General features: G+C 59.4%; 21 protein-coding genes and 5 pseudogenes. 6 read left to right on the top strand and 20 right to left on the bottom strand.

Annotated elements, in window-relative coordinates:
- The 3 genes and pseudogenes from LPJGGPFB_RS08035 to LPJGGPFB_RS32995 form a co-directional block, all read right to left on the bottom strand.
- On the bottom strand, nt 1-859 hold an 859-nt coding region (locus LPJGGPFB_RS08035; RefSeq protein ID WP_345791037.1), incomplete at its 3' end, for a porin.
- Between the two features lie 26 nt (nt 860-885).
- A complete protein-coding gene (locus LPJGGPFB_RS08030) occupies nt 886-1,167 on the bottom strand; it encodes a putative quinol monooxygenase (RefSeq protein ID WP_173419497.1) in 282 nt (93 codons plus the stop codon).
- Between the two features lie 4 nt (nt 1,168-1,171).
- Nucleotides 1,172-1,357, bottom strand: a pseudogene (locus LPJGGPFB_RS32995) (ABC transporter permease); the annotation flags it as partial.
- Nucleotides 1,358-1,537: 180 nt separating this feature from the next.
- Between LPJGGPFB_RS32995 and LPJGGPFB_RS32990 the strand changes: the two are divergent.
- Nucleotides 1,538-1,722, top strand: a pseudogene (locus LPJGGPFB_RS32990) (DUF1016 N-terminal domain-containing protein).
- Between the two features lie 232 nt (nt 1,723-1,954).
- A complete protein-coding gene (locus LPJGGPFB_RS32985; RefSeq protein ID WP_234902867.1) occupies nt 1,955-2,068 on the top strand; it encodes a PDDEXK nuclease domain-containing protein in 114 nt (37 codons plus the stop codon).
- Nucleotides 2,069-2,292: 224 nt separating this feature from the next.
- Here LPJGGPFB_RS32985 and LPJGGPFB_RS33430 read toward each other — a convergent pair whose 3' ends face one another.
- From LPJGGPFB_RS33430 to LPJGGPFB_RS07975, 10 genes and pseudogenes are all read right to left on the bottom strand, one after another.
- A complete protein-coding gene (locus LPJGGPFB_RS33430) occupies nt 2,293-2,565 on the bottom strand; it encodes an aldehyde dehydrogenase family protein (RefSeq protein WP_234942014.1) in 273 nt (90 codons plus the stop codon).
- Nucleotides 2,566-2,641: 76 nt separating this feature from the next.
- Nucleotides 2,642-3,097: pseudogene (locus tag LPJGGPFB_RS33425) on the bottom strand (aldehyde dehydrogenase family protein); the annotation flags it as partial.
- A 300-nt stretch (nt 3,098-3,397) separates the two neighbouring features.
- A complete protein-coding gene (locus tag LPJGGPFB_RS08010; protein WP_173419496.1) occupies nt 3,398-4,558 on the bottom strand; it encodes an iron-containing alcohol dehydrogenase in 1,161 nt (386 codons plus the stop codon).
- 67 nt (nt 4,559-4,625) lie between these two features.
- The gene (locus LPJGGPFB_RS08005) at nt 4,626-6,542 is read right to left on the bottom strand and encodes an SLC5/6 family protein (RefSeq protein ID WP_173419495.1); all 1,917 of its coding nucleotides are present in this window, start codon (nt 6,540-6,542) and stop codon (nt 4,626-4,628) included.
- Nucleotides 6,539-6,967 (bottom strand): hypothetical protein, encoded by a 429-nt coding sequence (locus tag LPJGGPFB_RS08000; protein ID WP_173419494.1) that lies wholly within the window; start codon nt 6,965-6,967, stop codon nt 6,539-6,541. The genes LPJGGPFB_RS08005 and LPJGGPFB_RS08000 overlap by 4 nt, the downstream gene beginning before the upstream one ends.
- Before the next feature lie 62 nt (nt 6,968-7,029).
- Nucleotides 7,030-8,703 carry a flotillin family protein gene (locus LPJGGPFB_RS07995; protein ID WP_173419493.1) on the bottom strand — a complete coding sequence of 558 codons (1,674 nt, stop codon included), beginning with the start codon at nt 8,701-8,703 and terminating at the stop codon, nt 7,030-7,032.
- Nucleotides 8,700-9,452: a bacteriorhodopsin gene (locus LPJGGPFB_RS07990; RefSeq protein ID WP_173419492.1), complete on the bottom strand. Its 753-nt coding sequence runs from the start codon at nt 9,450-9,452 to the stop codon at nt 8,700-8,702. The genes LPJGGPFB_RS07995 and LPJGGPFB_RS07990 overlap by 4 nt, the downstream gene beginning before the upstream one ends.
- Nucleotides 9,453-9,499: 47 nt before the next feature.
- Nucleotides 9,500-10,861, bottom strand: coding sequence for an ABC transporter permease (locus tag LPJGGPFB_RS07985; protein ID WP_173419491.1), 1,362 nt, complete (start codon nt 10,859-10,861; stop codon nt 9,500-9,502).
- Entirely contained in the window at nt 10,861-12,210 is a 1,350-nt protein-coding gene (locus tag LPJGGPFB_RS07980; protein WP_327795882.1) for an ABC transporter permease, read from the bottom strand. The genes LPJGGPFB_RS07985 and LPJGGPFB_RS07980 overlap by 1 nt, the downstream gene beginning before the upstream one ends.
- Before the next feature lie 44 nt (nt 12,211-12,254).
- The gene (locus tag LPJGGPFB_RS07975) at nt 12,255-13,979 is read right to left on the bottom strand and encodes a sugar ABC transporter ATP-binding protein (RefSeq protein WP_234902865.1); all 1,725 of its coding nucleotides are present in this window, start codon (nt 13,977-13,979) and stop codon (nt 12,255-12,257) included.
- Here LPJGGPFB_RS07975 and LPJGGPFB_RS32980 point away from each other — a divergent pair.
- Nucleotides 13,894-14,091 (top strand): hypothetical protein, encoded by a 198-nt coding sequence (locus LPJGGPFB_RS32980; RefSeq protein ID WP_234902915.1) that lies wholly within the window; start codon nt 13,894-13,896, stop codon nt 14,089-14,091. The genes LPJGGPFB_RS07975 and LPJGGPFB_RS32980 overlap by 86 nt on opposite strands.
- Nucleotides 14,092-14,160: 69 nt before the next feature.
- On the opposite strand, the gene LPJGGPFB_RS07970 is transcribed toward LPJGGPFB_RS32980, so the two are convergent.
- The 4 genes from LPJGGPFB_RS07970 to LPJGGPFB_RS07955 form a co-directional block, all read right to left on the bottom strand.
- A complete protein-coding gene (locus tag LPJGGPFB_RS07970) occupies nt 14,161-15,327 on the bottom strand; it encodes an ABC transporter substrate-binding protein (RefSeq protein WP_173420990.1) in 1,167 nt (388 codons plus the stop codon).
- 42 nt (nt 15,328-15,369) lie between these two features.
- Nucleotides 15,370-16,140 (bottom strand): AttM family quorum-quenching N-acyl homoserine lactonase, encoded by a 771-nt coding sequence (attM, locus tag LPJGGPFB_RS07965; protein WP_173420989.1) that lies wholly within the window; start codon nt 16,138-16,140, stop codon nt 15,370-15,372.
- 194 nt (nt 16,141-16,334) lie between these two features.
- Nucleotides 16,335-17,183 carry an alpha/beta fold hydrolase gene (locus LPJGGPFB_RS07960; protein WP_173419489.1) on the bottom strand — a complete coding sequence of 283 codons (849 nt, stop codon included), beginning with the start codon at nt 17,181-17,183 and terminating at the stop codon, nt 16,335-16,337.
- A gap of 28 nt (nt 17,184-17,211) precedes the next feature.
- Nucleotides 17,212-17,601 carry a hypothetical protein gene (locus tag LPJGGPFB_RS07955; protein WP_173419488.1) on the bottom strand — a complete coding sequence of 130 codons (390 nt, stop codon included), beginning with the start codon at nt 17,599-17,601 and terminating at the stop codon, nt 17,212-17,214.
- Nucleotides 17,602-17,768: 167 nt separating this feature from the next.
- Between LPJGGPFB_RS07955 and LPJGGPFB_RS07950 the strand changes: the two genes are divergently transcribed.
- On the top strand, nt 17,769-18,566 hold the full coding sequence (locus LPJGGPFB_RS07950; protein WP_173419487.1) for an IclR family transcriptional regulator: 798 nt from the start codon (nt 17,769-17,771) through the stop codon (nt 18,564-18,566).
- 170 nt (nt 18,567-18,736) lie between these two features.
- Here the strand turns inward: LPJGGPFB_RS07950 and LPJGGPFB_RS07945 are convergent, their stop codons facing one another.
- Together LPJGGPFB_RS07945 and LPJGGPFB_RS07940 are read right to left on the bottom strand one after the other, a co-directional pair.
- Nucleotides 18,737-19,534, bottom strand: a complete 798-nt coding sequence (locus tag LPJGGPFB_RS07945; protein ID WP_173419486.1) for an IclR family transcriptional regulator — start codon at nt 19,532-19,534, stop codon at nt 18,737-18,739.
- A gap of 69 nt (nt 19,535-19,603) precedes the next feature.
- On the bottom strand, nt 19,604-20,560 hold the full coding sequence (locus tag LPJGGPFB_RS07940; RefSeq protein ID WP_173419485.1) for an alpha/beta fold hydrolase: 957 nt from the start codon (nt 20,558-20,560) through the stop codon (nt 19,604-19,606).
- A gap of 752 nt (nt 20,561-21,312) precedes the next feature.
- Between LPJGGPFB_RS07940 and LPJGGPFB_RS07935 the strand changes: the two are divergent.
- A pseudogene (locus tag LPJGGPFB_RS07935) lies at nt 21,313-21,603 on the top strand (IS630 family transposase); the annotation flags it as partial.
- A 1-nt stretch (nt 21,604) separates the two neighbouring features.
- Here the strand turns inward: LPJGGPFB_RS07935 and LPJGGPFB_RS07930 are convergent.
- Nucleotides 21,605-22,582, bottom strand: coding sequence for an AraC family transcriptional regulator (locus tag LPJGGPFB_RS07930; RefSeq protein WP_173419484.1), 978 nt, complete (start codon nt 22,580-22,582; stop codon nt 21,605-21,607).
- A gap of 337 nt (nt 22,583-22,919) precedes the next feature.
- Between LPJGGPFB_RS07930 and LPJGGPFB_RS07925 the strand changes: the two are divergent.
- Nucleotides 22,920-24,272: pseudogene (locus tag LPJGGPFB_RS07925) on the top strand (ISKra4 family transposase).
- Nucleotides 24,273-24,331 lie beyond the last annotated feature (59 nt).

Raw genomic sequence — 24,331 nt, 5'->3', positions numbered from 1 at the left:
AGTACTGAGCACCGGGGGTGATCTTCAGCTTGTCGGTTGCCTTGAAGGCGTACGACGCAGCAACGGTCCACTCGGACTCAGCCCAGTAAGCGTTCGGGTCGGAAGCCCAGATACCAGCGAGCTGGAAGGTGCCCGGACCGAGGTCTGCCGAAAGCAGAGCGCGGATCGCGCCTTCTTCAACTTCGGTGTCGAAGCCGCCGAGCAGGTCGAACGATACACCGCCGACCGAAGCCGAAACGATACCTGCAACGCCAATGCCGTTAGCCTTGGTGGTAGCAGCTTCGAGTTCGTCGACAGAGATACCAGCCTGGAACGAGCCACCGTCATAGAGGTAGGCGATCGAGTTGAACTCGGTGTTGTTGCCGAGCGTGTCGGTTTCGCCGTTCAGGCCCTTGTCCCACCAGCTGTAGAAGAAGCCGGCCTTGAGGCCGCCGAGCTGGATGTAGGCTTCATCAACGTCGATCAGGCTGTCAGCTTCGTCCTGGTCGGCATCAGCATTGAATTCAGCAGCGAAGAAGCCGGTGAGCGTGCCGTACTCGGTGTCGCTCTTGGCGTCGAACGAGATGTAAGCGCGCGAGAATGCATCCCAGTCAGAGGTTGCCTGGTTACCTTCGTCTTTCGGGTTCCACTTGCTCGTAACCTTGTCACGACCGAAGTCGGTCTGGAAACGGATGAAGCCGCCGATCTTGAGGCAGGTTTCGGTGCCCGGGATGTAGAAGTAGCCAGTGCCGAAAGCGTCGCAAACGCGAACGTATTCCATGGGCTCCGGCTCGGCTGCGACGATTGCGTCGGCTGCCTGTGCGCCGGATGAGATTAGTCGAATGGGGACCGACCAAGCCGTTTCGCCGGCAGCGCTGATAGCCGCCCTTGTCAGGCGCAGTCCGATCACCTGTTCCCCGTGGGCTCCGCCGGGAGTAGCCGCCATATGGCGATCTGGCTCAGCAGCGGCTTCAGGTGCTGCATTTCCATGTGCGCGTCGAGATCCGCCTGGCTCTTCCAATTCTCGAAGAACACCAAGACGTGGGGATCCATGGCATCGACGTGAAGGTTGTAGTCTATGCAGCCATTTTCAGCCCGGGTAGGCCCGACCTGATCGACGAGAAGGCGGAAAAGCTCTTCTCGCGTTTCCGGTCGGGCTGTCAGCGTTGCAATGAGCGAAACGATCATGGCATCAGCTCCGCTTCTGGCTGAGCGCGACGGCAAGAATGATGATGCCGCCGCGGGCGATCAGTTGCTGGCTGAATTCGAGCCCCATCAGAATGAGACCGTTGTTGATGAGGCCGATCATCAGGGCGCCGACGATGGTGCCGATCACCGTTCCCTTGCCGCCGAAGAGGCTCGTGCCACCGAGCACCGCCATCCAGAAAAGCAGCACCGGCACCGGCCCGAGATTGCCGCCGCCAAAGAACCAGGAATAGCCGGGCGACAGTATCGGTACCGCCGCCGTCGCGGATACGCCTCTCTCCTTTCCTAGCTTAAGGAGCGAATCCGATCAGCCCGCCTCAAGGCGGCCGTTGCAGTCAACCGAGAACTCATTTTGCTCTATTGGGGCATCGGCCGCGAGATCTTGGCGCGCCAGAACGTTGAGGGATGGGGCAGCCGCGTCATCGATCGGGGCTTTCGCCACGAAACCTCAAGTACATGCGCGCCTTTGCTGAGGCGTTCCCTGACAAGCAAATTGTGCAACAGCTTGTTGCACAATTGCCCTGGGAAAAAACGTGAAACGCGTCGAAGCCCTGAAAAGCGATGAAGAAAGGCTGTGATATGCGCGCCAAGCCGTTGAAAATGGGTAGAGCCGCAACGTTCTCGTCCATCATATCGAAAGCGGTCTCGGCCAGAGGCAAGGAAAAGCGCTGACCAACTTTGGTCGAAGATTGCCAGCCCCCAGTCAGACCTGGCGCAGGAATTGATCAAAGACCCATCAAGCTTCGATTTTCTCGCTCTCGGCCCAGCGATGTCCGAGCACGAACTTGAGCAAGGCCTCATCGAACACCAGCGCTCCTTGATATTGGAGCTTGGCAAAGGCTTTGCATTCGTCGGCAGCCAAACTTGCGGTCAGCTCATTTAGCGGGTGCGGCCATCGCACAGCGAGCTGGGTCGGAGATGCTTTCCATGCTGCGTGGCAATATGATTGGGTAAGAATAAAGCCCGCTTCGGCAACGCCATGGAAGAGATGGTGGACTGCGGGCACGAGTCGCGGAGGTCTTCGCAGCTACATTCAATTCGAGATTTTCAGCCCACGGAATCTCAAATTAAATGCCAACCCAAAAAGAAACGGCGGCATTCTTACATTTAAGTGCCAAACGTCACTTCCTCCTCGGTTTCGAAGCGGAAAGTTGGGGCGACGGGCCCGAATATCTCCTCGCTGAAGATTTCCGCCTGCGGCGGAACGTCGACCATGACGGTCGGCTCGTAGAAGGTCCCACCGAGCGAACGCCGGCGCCCTCCGGTGAGTGTCCTTGCACCGCGCGCCACGGCGCCGGACACCAGCGCATCCACCTTGTTGATAGCCTTGTGGTCGATAAGGGGGCCGATCTGAACCCCGGGGAAGAACCCTTTCTCCAACCGAGAACTCCGAGACCGCCTTCGCCAGTCGCTCGGCGAACGCATCGTGGATTGCCGACTGAATGAGAAGCCGGTTCGCGCAGAAGCTCGTCTGGCCTGTGTTCCGGTACTTCGAAGCGAACGCCCCCTTGGCTGCCGCGTCGACGTCGGCGTCGTCGAAGACGATGAACGGCGCATTCCCTCCCAACTCCATGGAGGTGCGCTTGACCGTGTAGGCGCATTGCGCGATCAAGCTCTTTCCCACCGCAGTCGATCCGGTGAAGCCTAGCTTGCGAACGATCGCGTTCGCGGTCAGTTCCAACCCGGTTTCCTTGGGCGTTCCGGTGACGCAAGACCACGGTACACTTGCCTGAAGTCGGCGCGGGAACAGTGACACCTTACACGCGCTTGCTTCTTCGCCGAACCACTCGATGTAGGATGCCGCATAGGCGATCTCGCCTCGCGCCTCGCTGAGAGGTTTGCCCTGTTCCGCCGTCACGATGGTAGCGAGATCTTCCTGATGGACTATCAGCAGCTCGAACCACCGGCGCAATATGGCTGAGCGCTCCTTCCCCGCCAACGCTCTTTCAGGCGGGAAGCGCCTTCTCCACCGCCTTGAGCGCCCGCTGCGTTTCCGCTCTTCCCGCCTTGGAAACCGATCCTATGAGCGAACCGTCCGCAGGGTTGTAGACGCTGGTTACCTCGTTATCTTCCGCGCCCTGCCATTTGCCGCCGATATAGAATTCCGCACGCTATTGCGTTTGATCCTTCAAGGCGGGCACTGCCATGTTGATTTCCCTTGTTTGATAATTCAAAAGTGGGCTTCGGCGGTCAGCGACGTGACCTTGGAAACTCACCAGGCCGATTGATAGATCGCCAGGGCATCCGTCTCGTTTAAGTCGCGAGGATTGTTCACGAGAAGCCGGGTTTGCTTCATCGCGTCTCGCGCGAGCCCTCCGACGTCCTCCTGCCGGACGCCGACGTCACGAAGCCGCTGCTGTAGGCCCAGCTTCGCTGATAGTCCCGCAAGGTTATCGATGAAAGCGGAGCAGCGCTCGGCTTCGTCCTGCATGGCGACGAGATGAGGAAACGCGTCGGCCGCGATGGCGGCGTAGGCTCCGGCCGCCACCGGTGCATTGAAGCGAAGCACGTGCGGGAGGACCAGCGTGTTCGACAATCCGTGCGGAACGTGGAAGGACCCGCCGATGGGATAGGCGAGCGCGTGAACGGCTGCAACCGGCGAGTTTGCGAAGGCTTGTCCGGCAAGCATCGAACCTAGAAGCATGGCGCCGCGCGCAGGGCGGTCGCTCCCAACCTCGACCGCGCGTTCGATGTTGGCTCCAAGCAGCGCTAGCGCGCTCCGTGCCAGCATCTTCGACAGGGGATTGTTGTTCGCGTTCTTCGACGTGAACGATTCGATCGCATGCACCATCGCGTCGATACCGGTCGCCGCCGTTACGTGCGGCGGGAGACCCAGAGTTAGATCCGCGTCGAGAATTGCGACATCCGGCAAAAGGATCGGCGACGAAACGCCCCGCTTTTCATCACCACTGACGGTGATGATTGAAACGGGGGTGACCTCGGATCCTGTTCCAGCCGTCGTCGGCACCAGCACTAGGGGAAGTCTCGGGCCTTTTGCGTTTCCCACCCCCCAGGCTTCCTCGATCTCTTCGTTCGATCCGCAGATGAGCGCCACCAGTTTGGCAACGTCGAGAGAAGAGCCCCCGCCAAAGCCGATCACCCCTGTTATGGCCTTCTCGCGGCCGAGTTCAACGGCAGACATTGCGGTCGAGAGCGATGGATCCGGTTCGACGCGGTCGAAGACTGTGACTGCAATGCCCGCTGACTGCAGCGAGTTTAGTGCGGGTTCGCAGAGGCCCAGCTTTCGCAAACCCGGATCGGTGATGACTAGGACTCGGCCGCCGACTCGGCCGCCTAAGAGAGATCCGATCTCTGTTGACGCGCCCGGCCTGAAAAATATCTGGCCGGTCGTGCTAAAGACAAAGGAATCCATTCCACTCTCCTTCAAGTTTCACGCTGCTGGCAATGGCCGCGCCCACCGAAGAGGGCGGCAACCCGACCTAGTGGCCAAAGCTCAGGACTATCAGGACAACGATGCCGAAGGCGACCGCAACGGTGACGAACAATGCCCGAAGACGCTCACGTTCGGCTGCACGCTGATCCGGACGCAGACGGGGTGGCGGTTGATAGTCGGGGATGGCCCCGACATGCGGGCTCGCCATCTCCATCTTGTAGGACAAGAACCAGACGATGCCCAGGCCGGTCACCCATGACACCAAGCCCCAACCCCAGAGTGAGGGCATGCCAAGTGCCCAACCGCCGTCCGGCTTGTTGAAGGCGTAGTTACCCAAGATCAGACCTGGGCCTACGGCGAAGAAGAGCCAGGCAAGCGAAATTGACCAAGCCGTGGAGCGAAGTGCTCTGACCCGCGATGCAGGCCGGAGAATGCCGTAGAGAAAGCTGCGCGCCTCTTGGGCCGCCTCGCCCCCGAACGCCCGTCGCTGGGTGAACGCCGACACCAGCATTGTGACCAGCAGGTTCGCGACCATTCCCCAAGCGGCGGAAGACATGGTCCAAGGCGCGCGGCCCCAAGGCAGCTCAAGCCCCAAGGCCGACAGAACGGCGATCCCGAATGGCTCGGTGAGCAGCACGCCAGCGATGCCGAAGCCCACGCCTGTCACGACGCCGGGCCGCGTGAACCAGCGAAGCCAGGTCATTCCCAGAAGCGGAGTCCACAGCTGAAATGCAAGCGGAAGCGCCAGCGAGGCAAGCATCGACAACGTGACAGGGGTCAACACCTGCATCAGGCCCGAAGCGAGCACAAGGAGGCCGATGGCTACACGCGTAACGGTGACGGTATCGCGCCGCGACAGGCTGCTATGGAACCAAGGCTTGTAGACGTTCCGAATCAGCGACTCGCCGGCCGTCAGAAGCGCGAGACCAGCCATCAGTTGTACGCCGGCCAGCAGCCCGATGAAGAGCCAGGCGGCGAACCAAGGGGAGATCAACGTCAGCAGACCTGACAAGTCCTTGGACGGATCGATCAGGGACGCCGCGCCGAAGCAGGCAACGCAAAGGGCAATCATTGCTCCAAAAGCGCCGGCCATCACCCAGGTCTGGCCCGCCGCGATCGCCCTTGGACTATTTGTCGAGAGAACGACCTTGATCGCCATGGGGCTGGATTGCAAACCCATAAGGGCGAACACCATCGCTAGGCTGGCAAGAGCCGTTCCCTCGTGGGCGGCCGCAGCCTGCCGGCCGCCACCCGCAGTGAACTGAACTACGCCCGAAACGATAAACTTTCCGGCGGCGGCAGGGTCGGCGGCAAGCTTGAGAAGCCCGGCGTTCAGAGCGCCAAACCCACCAAGCTGCAGAACGGCGCATCCTGCAAAACCCACTATCGCGGCGCCGGCGAGAACGGTCTGGACCGCCCCGAGATATCCAACCGCCCTCATTCCTCCTATGACGACATAGCCGAAGAGGATGAAGCAGAGGACCATCGCCGCTGCCGGCATGGATACGGTCTGATCGGTTAGCAGAACGACGAGCCGGGACAGCGCTGCCATCTGGACCCCGGCGAATGCGACCGCAAACAAAGTCGCCACCACGGTCGAGAACGCCACGAGGAATTCAGAACTCCAGTAGGCGCGCAGGAGTTCGCTCAGCGACGACAGTTGGAGCCGCTGCCCCAACAACCAGAGCCGCTTGAAAAAGAATACGCCCGGCAGAGAGAGCGCGATGCCGGCCTGCAGGATCGCCGCAAGTCCGAAGCCGTTGCGGCCAATTTCCTCGGCGCCGACAAGCATGATCCATCCCGAGATGCTGGCCCCTGAAAGGACGAGCGCCGAGACCCATGGCGGCAACGAATGGCTTGCGGAGAAGTAGGTCTGGTAGTTCCCGTTCGCGCGGGCAGCCATGCGAGCCCAGTAGAGAGTGACGGCGGCGTAGAAGAGGATATAGAGCGGCAACCACATCATTTACTTGGCTCCCTTTCAGTCATCGGCTTGATATGGAAGCGGGAGAAGGCGCCCCGCAGCCCATGTCGGGTGAGCAGGTAGGCGAGGAATCCGGCCGCCAGCACCCCGAAAAGGGTCAGGCCCGAATAGTAATTCGTCATCGTCAGGGAGCCGCCGACGGCGCCAGCGACGAAGACAAGGCCGAGCACCCCGTAAGCCCCGATGCCGAGCGCAGTCTCTCCTGGAGTAAAGCCCGTATCGAAGACACCGTTCACAATGATGTGAGCGACGAACGCCAGCACGATGACTGCGACACCCGCGGCGGAAAGGAGCCAGGAATCCTGCTTCAATCCTTCGAGAAAAATGCCCAGACCAAGGAATCCGAGCACGGCCCAGACTGCGAAAATCAGGATCGAACGTTCAACGATGGGAACTGGCGACTTCATTTGGTTTTCCTGCGCTCCGACGGAAAGTTGGGGACCGGGAGGAAACCCGGTCCCCCATTCGCTTAGTTGGCCCGGCTCTTGCCGCTAGCCCTTGGTTCAGGCGCGGAAGGCTCCGTGTATACGATCTTGGAGAGGTCGTTGAGCGCGTGAGCGCGGTGAACCGTGTCCCCACGCAAACCGATCTCACCGAGGAGCGTGTCGACGAAAGGCGCCTGCGTCCGGTAGCGGAGTGCCGAACTGACGACTTGCTCGGCGAGATTGCCGTCGCGCGGCGGAACACCATCCGCCCCGACAGTGAGGCCGGTTCCGTTCACAGTGCCGGACAGGCCTGGGAGTCCTTCGACGTGCATGATCTTGATGCCCTCGATCTTCTCCATTGGCTTGACGCTTTCGCGGATGATCGCGGGAAGGTTCTCGACAAGCGACTTGTGCAAGGCTGAACGGCGAGCAGCGTCGGAACGCAGATTCTCGGCGGCATTGAGCTTTTCCTTGCCCTGTGCTTCGACGCGTAACCGCTCCTCGAGGGCCGCGACCGCGATACGGTCGGCGTCCGCGCGATCCTGAGCAGCCGCCTTTTCGGCTTCGGCGAGGATGCGAACCTTTGCCGCTTCGGACTCGGCGGCGCGTTGCGCGTCGATCAGTTCGATCGCCTTCTGGCGGTTGGCGATTTCGGTGTCGCGGATGGTCTGGACGCGCTCCTGCGCCTCGACCATGGCCGCCCGGGCTACCTCGGCCTGCGCCTGCGCTTCCGAACGCTCCTTCGATTTGACGGACACGGCGATTTCGCGGGCCTGCTCTTCGATCTGCGTCACTTCGCGACGCTTGATCTCGAGCATTTCCACCTGCCGCTCCATGTCGATGCGCGCGCGCTCGACGGCTTCCCGCTCGCGCAGCTTAACGGACTCGATTTCTCGCTCTCTCGTCGCGTTTTCTGCGGCGATGACGGACTTCTTGTTCGCCCGCTCGACCGACACCTCGGCTTCGTGCGCAAGCCGTGCGTATTCGCTGTCCCGCTGAATCGCGAGACTCTTCTTCTCGGCTTCCAGGTTCTTCGCGCGGATCGCGACCTCCGTGTCCTTCTCGATGTCGTTGCGCTTCTTCTTACGAGTCTCGATCTGCTCGGTGAGCCAGGTCAGACCTTCCGCGTCGAAGGTGTTGGACGCATTGAAGAGCTTGATGTCGGTTTGATCGAGCGACGTCAGCGACACGGATTCGAGTTCCAGGCCGTCGAGCGCCAAGCTTTCCGCCACCTCCTGCTTCACCTCCTTCACGAAGGCTTGACGATTTTCATGAATCTGCTCGAGCGTCATTTTCGCAGCGGCGCCACCCATGGCGTCGACAAACCGGCCCTGGATCAGATCCTTGAGCTGCTCGGCATTCATGGTGCGGTTGCCCAAGCTTCGGGCTGCGGTAGCCACGGCGGCGATCTCAGGAGACACCCGGACGTAGAACTCGACCGTCAGCTCGACGCGCATGCGGTCCTTGGTGATCAAGGATTTCTCTCTGGCTCGGGAGACTTCGAGCCGCAGCGTATTCATGTTGACTTCCGTCAGGTCATGGAGGATCGGCAGCACGAGCGCACCGCCTCCCATGACAACCTTCTCACCACCGAAGCCGGTGCGCACGAAGCTTACGTCCTTCGTGGAACGGCGATACAGCCAGTGCAGAAGATAAGCGGCGACTGCGATTATGATCGCGGCCAGGATAATAATGGCAATTACATCTGCACCCTTCATGGACGTCTTCCTTCAGAATGAGCAGGGGTTACGGGCAAATGATGGGCTTCAGTCTTTTTGGCCTCCTCGGAGACGAGGACACCGGTCGCCAGAACGGCGACACCGAAGGCCATGCGGTTGAGGATGTCAGCGACGTTGTAGGCCACCGACAGGCTGCCATCGTCGGTCATCCCGGCGAAGGCGGTCAGGAAGTTGCCGAGCGGATAGATCGCCCAGCCAATCGTCACGATCAGCCGCAACCAGAAATATCCGCGGCGAAGATGGTCACCCGTGGCAGCACGCACGACGTCGTCCATGCGACCGAAGTAGAGCTCGCCAAGAATGTAGAGCCAGAAAACAAGTCCGATCAGGAAGGCGAGCGTCGGATGCATGTACTGGGCCTCGCCAAGATACCTGACGAAAACCATCAGCACGGCGACCACAATCAATCGCCAGAAGAGTCCTGCGCCCAGCTTTCCTGCTGATTTTGCCAAGAAATACAAAGCCATGACTTGAACGGGCATCGAGATGGCCCAACCGACGTAATGATAAACGACGGGAACGCCGCCGCCTGCGAGCCAGGCGTTTCTCGCCTCGAATGCCGCCGGTATTCCGACGAGCGCTGCGATTGCGCAGAGCGCCACGGGAAGGCGCCAGTTGCGCCCCACCCAGGCGGTTCCAAGGAGCAACAGGATTGCGGTGGCGGCCAGGCCGAACAGGGCTACGGAATAGCTCGCCGCCGTGAGGTCCGTGGTCTGATAGACGGCCATTTTAAAGTCTCCCTTCGCGGAAATACGTACGTTTCATGCAAACCTCCTCAAATCTGCGTTCGGATGTGTGGGGAACGGGCGTAAAGCGCTACCATCGGCAGAATGAGCAGGCCGAAGATGAACTGTTGCCACTTGAAATCGAGGCCGATGCCGACCAGGAAGCTGGAGAGCACCTGAAGGACGAGCACCCCGATTACGGTAAAGCCGTAGCCCCCTGCGCCGCCGAGGAGGGAGGTTCCCCCCACGACCACCGCGGCCAAGGTCAAGAAGAGATACTGATCGCCGACACCGATGAAGCCGCCGCCCGACCAGCCCAGCAAAAGTCCGCCGGTGAGCGCTGCGAAGAAGCCGGACAACGCGTAGACGGCGACCCAGTAGCGCATCTCGGAGATCATGATGCGGCTGGCCGACGTGCGGTTGACACCGAGAGCGTACAGGTAGCGGCCATAAACCGTGGTTCTGAGACCAATGATCAAGATTATCGCGATCAGAGCCCAGATAGCGATCACGGGCGGGAACGGAAGGCCGAAGGTCGATCCGTTCATCGCGGAGAAGTTGGAGAGCCAGGCGGGAACCGTCCCGAACACGTTGCCCGAGTAGGCCGATCCGATCGAAGTGATGATCTGCACGCCACCCGAGATCGCGAATCCGGTTCCGAGCGTGACGATGAGGGCTTGTCCCTGAAGCCGATAGCTCAGCAGGCCGTTTATCACACCGAGCAGCGTGCCTATCGTGAGGACGATGATCACGGCCAGCCACGGGGGAACGCCCAGGCCGATGAGGTACAGGAGACCGACGTTCGCCCCGCCGATAATGAACGGGATCGAGAGGTCGAGTCCGCCCAGCAGCGCCACAAGGGTCTGGCCGACCGAGGCTATGCCGAGGAACGAGGCGAACAGGAGCATCGACTTGATGTTGTTGCCGGACGAAAAGCCCTCGATGTTCATCGATCCGACTGAGAACAGGCCCGCGAGGACCATGATGCCGATAAATGCCGAACGGTTCTGCTGGAACTGCCGCCCGAGGGTTCTGGTGAGAACGAGTATCACCAGCAGAATGATCAGCGAGATCACGTTCCAGATGTTGAAGAATGCCTCGACCGTCAGCGACAGCAGCAGGAAAGCGAGCAGAATGAGCCCGAGTCCCAGCAGCGGCCAACGGTACTGGGTCCAGGCTTGCCTAAGCGGACTGAGCCCGTCCGTGTGCCGCGCCTCGCCGTCGATGAACTGGCCGATGAGATAGCGCCACGCCCAGTAGAAGAGCACGAGGGTGGCAATAGCCGACAGAATGATGATTTGGACGGAAATCGCTTGGGCGAACCCGAACCCGATCCCGATAACGGTCAGAATGATGCCAATGACGAGGCCGAGAATTCTGGCCGGAAGGCTGAGTTGCGGCAGCTTGTCCATTACTTTATCACCTCAGTCTGCGTGGTGTTAGCGCCCTCGGCGATCACGTAAGCTCCGGCAAGCGCAAGGGCGGCCACGACGACAGCGACAGCGGGTCCGATCGTCCGTCTGCTTGATTGACCGATGGCCAGTCGAAGGAAAACCGCGACGATGATCAGGATGATCGATGAAAACACGAGCGGAGCGGCCGCAAGACGCAGGGCCTCGGTCTCGGTGGTGAGCGAAGCCGTCTCCAGTGGCGCGGTGAGCGCCGCTTGCAGGCTGAAAGGACCGGGGACATACACGCCGACCGCACCGAGCGAGCCATAATCGAAGGTCGCATGAAGGATGATACCGAGAACGACGACGGACAGCGCAACGAAATAGAGAAGTGGCGAGAAGTTGCGGATGTAGCGCTGGATCACGGGAATGAGCAGCGTCATCAGCAGGGAGATCACCAGGATAACGCCGTAGGCCAGATTCGTCACGAAGCTCTGGACCGATCCGAAGTTGAACGACGAAAGCACGTAGGTGATCAGGTAAAGATTTAGTGCGCCGAGGGCCGAACCAAATACGCCGCCCCGGCCGCCCCCAAGCGATGCGCCACCGAGCACGAGGGCCGTGACCGCGATGAGCGTGTAGGTCGTCCCCTGCGAAGGATCGCCCGATGAGATCAGAGCGGTAAAGCAGATAGATGCGAGCCCGGCGAAGCACCCGGAAATCAGATGCGCGCCGATGCGTACAATCGTGATTGGAACGCCCGAGGTGTAGGCGGCGCGTTCATCGGAACCCATCAGACGCAGGTGCGTGTAGAAGGCCGTCGCGGTGAAGAGGAGCCAGGCAGTGGTGGCCAGTAGCAGAATGACCAGAATGGGAGAGAAGATTTCGATCCCGAAGCCCCACTCCTCCATGAAAGCAGGAGCCGTCCCACCCGGTCGCGGGAGAATGACAAGGTTGATCCCGGTCAGCGCAAGATATCCGGAGAGCGAGACGATGATCGGTTGGACACGGACATAGATGACGATCAGCGAGAAGATGAGCTGGTAGGCAGCGCCCACTCCCATGCAGTACAGGAAGACCGGAATCGGACTTTCAAGCAGTCCCGCCGCATGGAGTTGGATCATCGTGACGTTGATGAAGCCGATCAGCGGGCCGACCGACAGGTCGATGGTGCCTCGTCCCGCGATGGTCGATGCCATCAGGGCGTAGGTGGCGAGAATGAGGGGCGTAACCACGATGATCGCAGCGCCGATACCCGACGCGCTCATGAGGCTCGGCGCTCTCAGCACGGCGACCGAGAGGAGCGCGAAGAAGAGGGTGATCGGCATAAGGAGGAAGGGATTCGACCGTCCCCCTTGGGCTTCGGCCACGACCGATTTTGTCGCAGCGGTGATGGTATTTATAGCCGAAGCGCTCATTTCCGGCTCCCTTGACGTTTGGCGCCGAGATCGTCGAATTCGACGACCCGAATTGACTTAGAGGCGATTTTGTCTTCGGAGCGGGGAAGCGGCACGAACCGCTCCGTTGGCGTCGCGCTGAACGTCGGAAGCGTGTCCCCGACTCTCAGTGTGGCCTTTATTTCCGGTGGAATCTGCACGGTAACTCGGACGCCATCGCCGGCCGCGGCGACGGGCATCAGCCCCGACGCTCGATGTGGCGAAAGACCGAACGGACCGGTGAGCCCATGGCCCGCCGTTTGGCCGAACATGGCCTCGAGCACTCGCTTGGGATCGAGACTCCGGCCATCAAAGGCGTCGAATGGGGCTCCGTCCCGGAAGACGACGACCCTGGTGGCGAATCCGAGGAACTCCTCAATTTCGGAAGAGAGATAGATGACGGCTCTGCCCTCTTCAGCGAACGTCCGGAGGTGCTTGTAGAGCTCCGTTTTCGCACCGACGTCGATGCCTCGCGCCGGGTCGTTCAGGATGATCACGTCGGGCCGCATTGCAAAGCCACGGCCGATCAGAACCTTCTGCTGGTTTCCACCCGAAAGGGAGGTGATCCGGTCCTCTTTGGCACCGAACTTGATAAGGAGGTTCTCGGCTTCACGCTTGAAGATCGTGCCGAGGGGGCCACGATCGACGAATCCAAGGATGCCGCCCCGCTTCTTCTCGCGGTAGAGCGGCATCACCATGTTCTCGAAAATCGACAGCGACGCGAAAATTCCTTCGCGCTTGCGATCGCCGGACACGTAGGCGATCTTGCCTTTGACGGCCTCGGGCAGATTCCGCACTGGCGACCAGGTTCCGTGACGGGAAGCCACCTGGACCGCCCCGTTGGACGCGGGGATCACGCCTGCAAGAACTCGGACGAAGGCATCCTGGCCCTGGCCGTCGAGTCCGGCGACGCCGACGATTTCGCCACGTCGCAGATCGAAATCGAAGGTCCTGCCGTTTCGCCAGACAGCGACGTTGCGTGCCTTCAGTGCGCGTTCGTTTGTCTTTGGGATTGGGGCGGTCGTCGCGCTGTGCCCGCTGCGGTCTTCGCCGGTCATGAGCGCGAGAAGGTTCTTCTCGGTGATGTCCGCCTTTTCCAGGATCCCGACGTCGCGACCGTCGCGGAACACGGTGGCGCGATCGGAAATCCGGACAAGCTCCGCGATGCGGTGTGTAACGATCAGGATCGTCGTCCCCCTGTCGCGAAGCGCCCTCATCTTGGCGAAGAGCCGCTCGGTGGAATCGAAGTCGAGCGCTGCGGAACTCTCGTCGAGGATGAGGATCTTCGGTTCTGAAAGCAGGGCGCGGGCGATCGTGATCCACTGCTTCAGTCCGAGTGGCAGCGTTCCGACAAGTGCGTGAGGATCGACCGGTTCTCCGGCGAGCTCTTCCATCAACTCGGCGGCGCGGCTAACTTTCCGCTCCTGGGAGAGGGTCTTGGTAAAGAGGTGGTCTGCTCCCATGAAAATGTTGTCGACGATCGAGCTTTCGTCGGCGACCAGGACTTCCTGGTAGACCGTCGAAATGCCGAGGGCTCGGCTCTCCGCCGGCGTGGAGGGAGTCTCGCCCAGAATGGATACGGTCCCGCTATCGATAGGAAGAACACCGGAGACCACCTTGGCCATCGTGCTCTTTCCGCATCCGTTGCCGCCTACGATCGCGTGGATTTCCCCGGCGCGCGCCGAGAAGGAGGCGCCGTCCAAGGCCCGCGTCGGGCCGAAGTACTTTTTTACACCACGCACGACGACGGTGTCTCGAGATGCGATCTGGGTAGTTTCTGTGGCGGAAGACGTCATGATTCATCCCGTCCGCTGAAAGCGACGACCAAAAGGATTCAATTGTGGACTAGAGAGGATGGGCCGCATTCGCGCGGCCCCTTTCGCCTCACGGCTTGTAAGCGCGTGGATCCGCCGGGCGAAGGAAGAAATCGTCCAGATACGAGGGGTCGTAACCCCAGCCTTTCGCACCGACCTTCAGCCACTCTGCGCTGTCGACCGAGCAATCTTCGTTCATCAACTTCTTCAGGTCATCGAACGTAATCTTGACCGGATCCACAAGGATCGACTGGACCTTCGGCCCCTGCCCCTGCAGCGTGCGCATCATGACGTGCCACATCAGTGCCATGTCGTCGGCCGGGGGCCACAGTTGGAACGAGGTGTTGATGTAGTTCGGGTTCTGCCGCCAGTAGCAAAGCGCGCCCAGCTCGCCTCCGATTGCGACCGGGATGTCTCCGCGACCAGCCTGCTGCACCGCGCGCAGCACGCCCATTTCAGCCGCCGACTGCACCACGATGCCGTCGAGCTTTCCAGGATTCGTCGCCAGCCATTTCTGGACTTCGCCTTGGGCGACCTGGTCGGTCCACATGCCGGCCACAGAGCCAACGACTTTGATGTCCGACGATGTTGCAAGGCCGGCGAGAACACCGCGGTTCTGGCTGTCCGAGCCCGACGTTCCCGGAATGCCTTCGACGACCAGAACATTTCCCTTGCCGCCGAGCTGTTCGACCATCGCCTTGCCGATCTCGTAGCCGCCCACGTGGTAGTTGACGGACGAGTTGATCGCATATTCGGAAGTCAGGTAGCCGGTCATGGAAAACACCGGAACACCCTTGGCAGCCGCGTATTTGACGGATGCGTTCAACGCGGTGGGATTCGAGCAGCAGAGAATGACGGCGTCCACGCCCTGATCGACGAGCTGGCGAATCTGCTGAATCTGTGTGGAGTCGTTGAGATTGGACTGTGTCACGACGAGTTCAGAAAGGAGACCAAGTTCCTTCCACTCGGGAACGATCTCGTTCTGCAGTTCGTTCATGGCCGCGGCACGCCAGGTGTTTCCGGCATAGGACGACGCGTATCCGATCTTCCAAGGCGGTCCCTTCTTCGCTTTGAAATCCCGCCACTTGCTCGCGCCGATCGGTTGCGCGGGATCAAGCATATCTTTGTTATAGAGACGTTCGACGACGTCGGGTTTGAGTTCGTCCAGCCCCTCCGCCAGCGTGCTCGTCGTGAGCGCGCCCAGAACTGCTGCTGCATACGCGATAGTCTTAAGCATACGTCCTCCTCCAGTTGATATGCTGTCGTTGCGATTCATGCGTCAGTCATAGAAGTCGTGCGGCGCCTTCCGGACGCCTGCCCAGGCCTGCGGATCGTGGCCGGTGATGACGGTCGCCCCGGTCGAGGCTGCGATCCGATGGAGCTTGGCGACTGAATCCGCCGCCTGCGCCGATGAGACCACGAGTCCGGGCAGAGCCCGATTCTCCCAGTGGTCCTTTGTGTAGGCTGCGTCGATGGTGAGCAGGATCGGACCGCTTTTCGGCAGATTGATTAGAAAAGACTGGTGCCCGGGAGAATGGCCCGGCGTGAAGATCATCCGAACCGTTCCGTCGCCGAAGAGGTCGTAATTGTCGGTGACTTCTCCGCCGAGGAATTTCCAGTTCAATCCCGGGCGATCGAAGTCAGAACGAATGTAGGCGCCCGCTGAAAACCAGTGCGGCTTCAAAGCGTAGTCGTACTCGCTTCGCTGAACGTAGTACTGAGCGCGCGGGAACCGACCGATGGCGCCGGTGTGGTCCAGATGAAGGTGCGACTGCAAGACGTAGCGGACATCATGCGGCGCCACGTCGACCATTTTGAGCTGGTCGACGCAGTTCTCCGAGACCGCCATGATAGGATCGTACGTCTCGACGACCTTGCCCCAATGACCATGCTTGTCGATGGCGGCCTCTACCGCGTTGCCGCCATCGATTACGACATTGCCTTGCGGGTGCTTGATCAGGAACCATGGCACGGGGATCTCGATGTCCCCATCGCCCTGGTTCATCTTGATGTACTTCACCTTCGTTCGAAGAGTTCCGGTTTGGAACATATGCAATTCGATCCCCGAAGACTTGCGCCGGGAACGTGGCGCTTCCTTCAGGGCCGGGGAGAATTGGGGACGGGGGGCCAGAGCCGAGCCGCTGCTCCTCGGCGACGCCGATTTTCCCTCGGCCTCGACACGGCGCCCTTTTTCATCAAACTCGATGATTTTCATAGGTAAGCCTCGTTGTCGCTGTTCATCGATCAGGTGCGCTCGTCGATGATGCGGAGAGCCTCTTTGAGGTACACCGCAAACAACGGGTAGTTTTCAGACATCGGGAAATGGCCGATGTCTTCCATCTCGATGTAGATGCCGCCCGGAATCTGTCTGGCCGTATTTTCCGTCGCCTCGGGCGGGGTCAGATAGTCGTACGTGCCGGTCATCATGATCACGGGGCAGCGCTTGGTATCGATGTTTTCCAGCTTGCCGCGTAGGTCGTGATCGATGGAGTAGAAGTAGAGATCGCCTTTGAAAACTTCGGAGCCCTGGCTGTAGTAGTGCCAGGTCAACCAGCGGTCCATGTCAGGGCTCTGGGGGGCCATCAAGTCCCACACGCCACTGGCGCAGACCTGGGCAGCATTGGCGTGCGGATGGCGCCACCAATCAAGGTAGAAGCCCGGCGCATGTTCCGCGGCTTCCACCGGGATGACGGCGCGGAACTTGTCGGGATGATGCAGAGCGAGCTGGAGAGCAACGTTGCCGCCGAAGCTCGATCCCATGAAGATCGGGCGGTCGAGTTCCAGCGCCTCCGACAGCGCGATGATGAAGTTCATGTAGTGGCTGGCGGTGAGGGTGTATTCCTCCTTCCACCATTCGCGGTTCAACGGCGGGTCGGATTTGCCGTGACGTGCCAGATCGTAGGCAATGATGTCGTAATCCTTGGTGATGGATTCGTCTTCAAGGAGTCCGCGCCATTGGTGATTGTGGCAACCAGCCGTGTGCTGGCACATCACCGGAACGCCCGTCCCGTTGCGCAGATAGAAAACCTTGTATTCATAGCCATCCACGTTGATCGTCACGTAACGGCCGATGACTGGAGAATGCTTTGCCATTCCAATGTTCCTTCAGATCGAATTCTGCTCAGACCGGCACACCGACTTTGCGCAAGAGTTCAAATTGGACGGTGAAGTTGCGCAGGTTCTGCATCATCACGAGGATGTTGCCCTCGATCTTCAGATCGCGTCGGAAGCTCGCCGACCAGATTCCGTGATACATTGGGTCGGGGATAGGCTTGGCGAACTCACGCCAGGTCGCCGGGCTTGCCTTCAACGCGAAGTCATAGGCGTCGAGCGGCTGGGGATCCGTGTTGATTCTGTAGGTTTTGCCGTCGACCATCTCCACGATGATCTTCTGCGTGCCCATGTCCCAGAGGAACGTGCACGTGTAATAGCGCGCCATTGCCCCTATTGTCGGGTCGCGATCGGTCGCCTCCCCGAACTTTACAGCCCAGTCGCGGACGTTCAATGCCATGCAAACCTCCCAAAGAAGCACGACCCGAAATGGACGGGAACTCGCCCCTCCCCTTCGCCTGTCGTTCAATATGCTGAACACTTTTCAGTAGACAGGACGCTAATCGCCAGGTTATACGACTGTCAAGAGGAAAAGCGGCGCCGGAAGAGACAAAGTCGGGAGGGCTCATGGATCCACAGACGCGCAAAGCCAAACATGTGCCAGCGCTTGAACGTGGCGCGCGGATTCTCGACCTGGTGGCCCGGTCCAGGAGCTTTCTGAGTCTTTCCGATCTTTCTCGTGAACTGAAGATCGCGAGAAGTTCGGTGCACACGCTGTGCCATACGTTAATCAATCTTGAGCTGTTGATCCGACGGAATGATCAGACCTTTCAACTCGGGCCGCATGTGATGCGGTGGTCGAACGCGTTTACCCTTCAGTCGGACGTCGCCACCGAATTCGCGTCCATCTGGGACCAGGAGACAGAGTTACCTGGTGCCACCATCACCCTGACGGTGCTCGAGGGAGCAGAAGTGGTCTACATCGCCGCCCGAAACTCGGAGTTGAGCAACACTCGCATCGACTTCCGAACCGGTATGCGCCTTCCGGCCGCGTTCACAGCTACCGGGAAGGCGTTTCTCAGCCACATGAGCGACTTTGAAGTGCGCAGACTGTATCCGGAAGGGCTACCGCCTGTGCGCACGCCAAGGAGCGTTCAGGACGTTGACGACTTGCTCAAGGAACTGCAGGAAGTTCGCAGGGTGGGTTATAGCTGCGATGACGAGCAGGTCGCGGAAGGAATCGTGTGCTTCGGGGCCACCGTGCTCGATTCCCGAAATCGACCCATCGCCGGGGTTGCAGTCAGCTTACCGAACGAGGCTGTCAATGACAGCATCCAGCAAAAGGCAATCGCCAACGTGAAACGCATCGCAACGCAGCTTTCCCATCGCATGGGCGCGGATCTACACGGAACCGTCGGCCCGTAGAGTCCGTGAACGTAGGACCGCAATTCATTGACGACATGGTCGCCACTATTTTTAGGATTTACTGGTTGGACGGACACGCTCGCGGCCACCGTTCACTTCTGCGCTCGAAAGGTTAGCGAGGTTTACTGCTTTCCTGAACGCTGCCCTGTAGGTAGGGCCGCGACGGATCGCTATGGGTTGGAACTCCGGTTCTGTACGTCGGCGCCCATCCGTCGAGATAGGCGACTGGCAAGTGACGCGACGACAGACGATACGTTGTGCAACGCTGTTCCTTCCACAAGTTCGCTTGGGGCGCTTAGCATGACCGCTGCAAGGGGCTTGTTGACTGCGTTCATCACCGGAGAGCTGATATTCGTCACGCCGTCGATGCACTGACCGACATCGGTGAAAATTCCTTCTGTCCGCGCCTCCTTCAGCTCCAGAAGAAGTTCGTCAACACCTAGTACGGATTTGTGGGTGAGGGGCGCTGGAAAGCTGCTGGCCACCGATCGACGGATTTCGAAATCGGGCAACAGCGAGAGGACCGCCTTGCCGGAAGCAACGAAAACGGCCGGAAGCCGCATCCCCGGACGCGCCGCAAAGCGATTGCCCGCAGCCGCCTGCCTAGCGGCAATAAAGACCATATCCATCTCTTCGGGCACGGAAAGTGAAGCAGTCGCGTGCTCGGGAATGGAAACCTCATCGCAAAGCAACGCGAATTCAGTCGCGACATCCGTCTGACGGTCGAAGCCGTTGGACCACCGAAGCACATGCGGCCCGACAACAAAGGTTTGATCCGGTCGTCGGACCAAGAGCCCTAGTTGCACCATCGTCCCGCAGAGACCATGCACAGTGCTCTTGGGAAGATCTGTCTCCCGTGCCAGTTCGGAAACGGTTAGGAACCGCCTTGAGGAACTCACGAGATCCAAAATCTCGGCAGCCCGCTCGACTGCCGGGACCAGCTTTTGTAGGGACTTGTCTTGATCCATAGCGCACCAGTATCCGTTTCACCCAGCTATAGGTATCAACGGCACTCAAGACAACCGGCATGAATTGGCCTAGGCGACAAGCAAACAGGCTGGTTTGTCGTCCGCACCGGTCAACTGCGGCTGAATTGGCAAAAGACACGGGATCTTTTTCGTTCCTTTCGCTTTACGACGCGTCGCTGGATCAATTGCGCTCTGCATTGCGGGCTTGCGACCGCGGCTTTGGTCGAGCTGGTGCCGGACAAGTGTGATGACCTGTTCTGGGTTTTCAAGATGAACGAAATGACCCGCGTTTCTCAACGTGACCCAGCAGACGTCACCGCGTATTCGAGCAGCAATGGCGGCGGCCTGATCGAGGCTGATAAATTCATCACGCGCTCCTTGAATAAGCGTTACCGGCACTGAAATCCCCTCGAAAAACTTTGTAGCATTCCATCGTCTCTGGCACTCCGACAAGCGAATCTCACGCCAACGGCGAAAGAAAATGTCGGGTTCGTGGCTGCCGGATACAAGGTTTGACAACGACTCCGGCGCATCCCCCAGCGCGGAAATAGCCTCAAGGGTTGCGCAAAGGTATTGATCGCCAAAGCAGTAGGCGGCCAGCCCGACGACACCCAGGACCCTTTCCGGGAAGAGCCCGGCCAAGATCAAAGCGACAGACGCTCCATCGGCGTGTCCAACAAAGTCTGCAGAAGAAATATCAAGCGCATCCATCAAAGCAGGCAGAACGACGCTCGCTTCGAAAAACAAGGGGTCAGAAACGCTTGGTTCCAAGCATTGCGTACCCCCGCATCCTGGGCGAGACAATGCGATCAACCGCAGGTCCGGCATTAACATCGCGAGATCAACAGCAATGTCCAAGAGCGCCGACCAATCGCCGAGCCCATGGGGCAGGAATATCAGCGCTTGCCCGGAGGGATTGCCAATTTCGACCGCTTCGACGTCACCAGCGCGGGTCTTGATCATTCTCGGCGCGGTTAATGTTTCGTACTCGGTGTGTCGTCTCGCATTTGCGCGATCTTGTCTCATGACGTAGCCTCCCAACTTCGTCGGATTCTCCTGCGACAGACCCTGCTGTCTCTCCCTTCCCACCTAGGTTCCTCTCCTCATAGGCAGGGTCAACGCCAACTGGTCCTTTAGCTCTTTCCAGAGAATTTGTTCTCTGTTAGCTCCACCGGCCTGTTGTTGGCTACTAGTCTAGGAGTATATGGCGAACGGCGAAGGCCGCCATTCGCCAATTGCTCTGCAAAAGGCAATTCTTGCTGTCTTGTGAACATGCTTGCAACGCCGGCCGAAGGTGGCCAGAGAGCGACTGCAGACCGAGGTCACACGCTGCAATCGCGTCCTCTGTATCTGCACTCATCTTGACAGCCAAACTAACCTGCAGGGTCACGCCAATCGCGGGAGCGACTGCTCCCCAGTGGCGAAAGGTCGGCGACGCACCCATCGAAGTTGAAGCATATAGGTGACGAGGAATGGCGCGCGCGAACCATGAAACTTCCTGCCGCTTTCAACGCTGCGTTACGCTAAGGCGCGTGAGCGTTGTTGCTGGTGGATTGATCGCGACAAAAGAGTCCGATTTTGGATTCCGATCGGTGTCGAATTTGCGACGGTTCACCATGCGCTCCGGCACTACATTTGACCTCACCGCCGCCGACAGGGCCCGGCTCGAAGCCGTCGTTGCAAATCGCGGTTCGCCGCAAAAGCATGCGTGGCGGGCCAGGATCACGTGATGAGCGACGAAGGCTTGGGAACAGTGGCCATTATGGCGGCAACTGAATCACAAACAGCCAAAGGTCCGCCCCTGGCTGGCAAGGCTTCCGCGATGGACCTTCCACTTCGTTCCAACATCATGTTCATGGCTGAACGCCGTCGAGGGCTTCCTCGCAAAACTGACACGCCGACGGTTGACGCACGGCGTCTTTCACTCCGTCGTCGACCTGCAGGCGGCCATCGATCGGGTCATCAAAGAGCACAACCAAGAACCGCGCCCATTCGTCTGGAAGGCAGGTCCCGAGGAAATCATGGCCGCCGTCAAACGGGGGCACCAAGTGTTGGCATCAGACCACTAGCCTAGTGTTGGCTGCGGTATTGGGTCGGTGACAAGCCGACAGACTTTTTGAAGGCCCGTGCAAAATTCGTTCCTGATGAAAACCCGGTCGACAACGCAACATCTTCAACCGTGATGGTAGGATCCGCGAGTAGGGCTTTTGCTCGCGCGACACGCAAATCCGTGAAGTACTGAACGGGCGCGCTTCCGGTCGCCAGCTTGAACGCTCTCGCAAAGTGATAGACGCTCAAGCATGCAACACCCGCAAGCTCGTCCAAGGTTATATCGGCCCCTAGGTTCTGGTACATGAATTCAAGCACTCTGTTCAGCCGTGCGTGATCTAAGGCACCCGATGCTTTTCCATCGATAAAGCGTCCGGATAATTTATTCGGCTCTTGGCGTGTATAGTGTTGAAGCATTCTTGCTGCGAGCGCGAGTGCTAGTGAGTCGAGGACGATTCGGCCAGCGGACTGCTCCGCTTGAAGTTCTTCTGCTATTGCCAAGCCAATATGCTGAACTAATGGGTCGTAAAACCCACCGGTATACATGAGACCGGAATCTACCGAGCTGCCGTCCAAGCTTTCCAAATTTCCGAACAGGTCCTGAGGAAGGTAAAGATGGAGCATCTCCAGGGAACCGGAATGGATATGCAGGTATTTGACCGCCACGCCGCGCGGGCAAATGCACGCTGAGCCTGGTCGAGAAAGAAATTTCTGCTCCGGCCCATCGGCGCGCCGCTTAATCTTGGCAGAACCAGAAAGAGCGATGATAACTTCGTTTACCTGCTGCACGAATGCTGTGCAGTGCAGATCCTCGTGTCGACGGACTTCGGCCGTAATGCTGCTGCCCCATCCCCGATCAACAGACGACGCGAGCAGCTTGCTTCCACCTAGCTCATATTTGCTTCCGAGTAACACGCCGGCCTGGTTTCCGCTGCCTAACAGTCCAGTTTCAGTCGCTGGTTTTGCCGCAATGTTACTCGAATGGTGGTTGCTAAGCATAGGCAACTTCTCCTCCCCGTAGGCTGACGGACAATCCGTCATCCATTCCTGTCTCAGAGCCCCCTCAAACCGACTCTAACGAGGCGCATAGCATCGATGATTGCCTCTTTCTAATATTCATATGGGAACGCTTTCAGGAAGTCGAGATAGCCGGGTCGCGATAAGAAGCGCGGTCATTGTGACGCGATCCAGGGGTATTTAAGTCACTCCGACTATCGTGCCGAGTAGCCACGGAACGCCGGACGACTAGTTCTGCCTCGAAGAATTGGGGGGAGTGGGAAAATGGTAGGGGTAAGAAATTTCGGGTAAGCAGCTGCCTTTTCTGAAGGGGCATTCGTTGGCATCGCAATTAAAGATGATCATCTCGGCCGAGCTTGTTGCCATTGACGGCGTGTCACAGCGTTGCGAAATTGCCAAGGTCGACCGGTCTCTCGATGGGGCCCGTCTCAACGATTTTGGCCTCTCCCTCGAAGAAGCCAAGGAGATACAGCGGCGCCTCCAACAGGAGCTGACGCAGTTTCAGACGGATTAAGCCGCCCAGCGAGATCGGAAGTGCCAAGACTGTAACCGCCGTCGCTCGGTGCATGATAGTAGGTACCGCACGATCCATTCGCTCTTTGGATCTTGCCAAGTGCGTGTCCCGCGGTGGTGCAGCTGTGCATGCGGATCGACCGCGAGGTTGGGAACGGGAAGCGTCGAGACCCTGTTGAATGGCCGAGCTACCCCGGAGTTGGAGTGCATCCAAGCCGAACTGGCTCCCGGTTGGCATTTCGAGAAGCAGCGCGTGTACTTGATATCTTTGTGCCGGCCACGCGGCCTCATAATCATCGAACCGTGAGCAACCGGCTGGGCAAGGCTGCCGATCAGATCGAAAAGTGGGATGTCTCGCGAGACCCTATCGAATCAGTCGCGCCGGCAAGTCTCCCGTTTCCGTTTTCATTGATGGCGCCTATATTCGCGCGGTTCCCGGCTATCAAAGCCGGCATTTCGAGATCGCGATGGGACGCGTTGTTGCGCAAGGCCGAGCACCGCGTCAGTTTGCCGGTGCGCCGAATATCGCTACCGGCAAACACGATATCGTTCGCGCGGCGATGCGCGCGCAAGGATGGCTGCCTGGCCGAGAAATCACTGTCTTTAGCGACGGAGAGGTCGGGCTGCAGAGCATCGTCGTCAGTGCAACACGTCAGCCCGTCACGCATATTCTCGACTGGTTTCATCTATCGATACGGCTGCGGCACATCGAACAGGCCTGGGAGGGCATCTGCAAAATCTGGATGTCTATCTGCAAAACGTCGCAGTGCATGTGCCCAGGCTTCGGCATCTCCTCTGGAGCGGATATGTCCGAGAGGCAAGCGAAGCCGTAAAGCAGATGCTCGCCCAATTGGATCAGCATCGCGGTTTTCGCGACGCCCCCGGCAAAATCAGGCGCCTATACGAGCTGATAAACAATCTCGGCACTTACCTGGGGCAGAACGCAGCTTCGATCGTCAACTACTGTCGGCGATACTGGTCCGGTCAGCCGATATCCAGTTCGCCGGCCGAAAGTGCCGCCAACAGCCTCGTCAATGCCCGTATGAATAAGAAGCGGCAAATGTGTTGGACACCGATCGGTGCTCATGGGGTTCTTCAAGTCCGAGCCGCCGTCGCGGACGGCCGTCTCAAACAGGCAAAATTCGACCTCGCAGCCTAACCCCCAGTTTTTGCCCGCTCCCCTAATGTCTGATGGATCTCGCGGCGGCAACCGCCTTG

It is taken from the genome of Ensifer adhaerens, assembly GCF_013283195.1.
Lineage (GTDB): Bacteria > Pseudomonadota > Alphaproteobacteria > Rhizobiales > Rhizobiaceae > Ensifer > Ensifer adhaerens_G.
This window is presented reverse-complemented; position numbering and strand designations above follow the sequence as displayed.

Coding starts and splice junctions, on each gene's coding strand:
- LPJGGPFB_RS07940 (WP_173419485.1), bottom strand. CDS start 20,560: ATGAGACAAGATCGCGCAAATGCGAGACGACACACCGAGTACGAAACA.
- LPJGGPFB_RS32985 (WP_234902867.1), top strand. CDS start 1,955: ATGTCCGAGCACGAACTTGAGCAAGGCCTCATCGAACACCAGCGCTCC.
- LPJGGPFB_RS07945 (WP_173419486.1), bottom strand. CDS start 19,534: ATGGATCAAGACAAGTCCCTACAAAAGCTGGTCCCGGCAGTCGAGCGG.
- LPJGGPFB_RS07995 (WP_173419493.1), bottom strand. CDS start 8,703: ATGAAGGGTGCAGATGTAATTGCCATTATTATCCTGGCCGCGATCATA.
- LPJGGPFB_RS07985 (WP_173419491.1), bottom strand. CDS start 10,861: ATGGACAAGCTGCCGCAACTCAGCCTTCCGGCCAGAATTCTCGGCCTC.
- LPJGGPFB_RS07990 (WP_173419492.1), bottom strand. CDS start 9,452: ATGGCCGTCTATCAGACCACGGACCTCACGGCGGCGAGCTATTCCGTA.
- LPJGGPFB_RS07930 (WP_173419484.1), bottom strand. CDS start 22,582: ATGCTTAGCAACCACCATTCGAGTAACATTGCGGCAAAACCAGCGACT.
- LPJGGPFB_RS07970 (WP_173420990.1), bottom strand. CDS start 15,327: ATGCTTAAGACTATCGCGTATGCAGCAGCAGTTCTGGGCGCGCTCACG.
- LPJGGPFB_RS08000 (WP_173419494.1), bottom strand. CDS start 6,967: ATGAAGTCGCCAGTTCCCATCGTTGAACGTTCGATCCTGATTTTCGCA.
- LPJGGPFB_RS07955 (WP_173419488.1), bottom strand. CDS start 17,601: ATGGCATTGAACGTCCGCGACTGGGCTGTAAAGTTCGGGGAGGCGACC.
- attM (WP_173420989.1), bottom strand. CDS start 16,140: ATGTTCCAAACCGGAACTCTTCGAACGAAGGTGAAGTACATCAAGATG.
- LPJGGPFB_RS07960 (WP_173419489.1), bottom strand. CDS start 17,183: ATGGCAAAGCATTCTCCAGTCATCGGCCGTTACGTGACGATCAACGTG.
- LPJGGPFB_RS08010 (WP_173419496.1), bottom strand. CDS start 4,558: ATGGATTCCTTTGTCTTTAGCACGACCGGCCAGATATTTTTCAGGCCG.
- LPJGGPFB_RS08005 (WP_173419495.1), bottom strand. CDS start 6,542: ATGATGTGGTTGCCGCTCTATATCCTCTTCTACGCCGCCGTCACTCTC.
- LPJGGPFB_RS08030 (WP_173419497.1), bottom strand. CDS start 1,167: ATGATCGTTTCGCTCATTGCAACGCTGACAGCCCGACCGGAAACGCGA.
- LPJGGPFB_RS07950 (WP_173419487.1), top strand. CDS start 17,769: ATGGATCCACAGACGCGCAAAGCCAAACATGTGCCAGCGCTTGAACGT.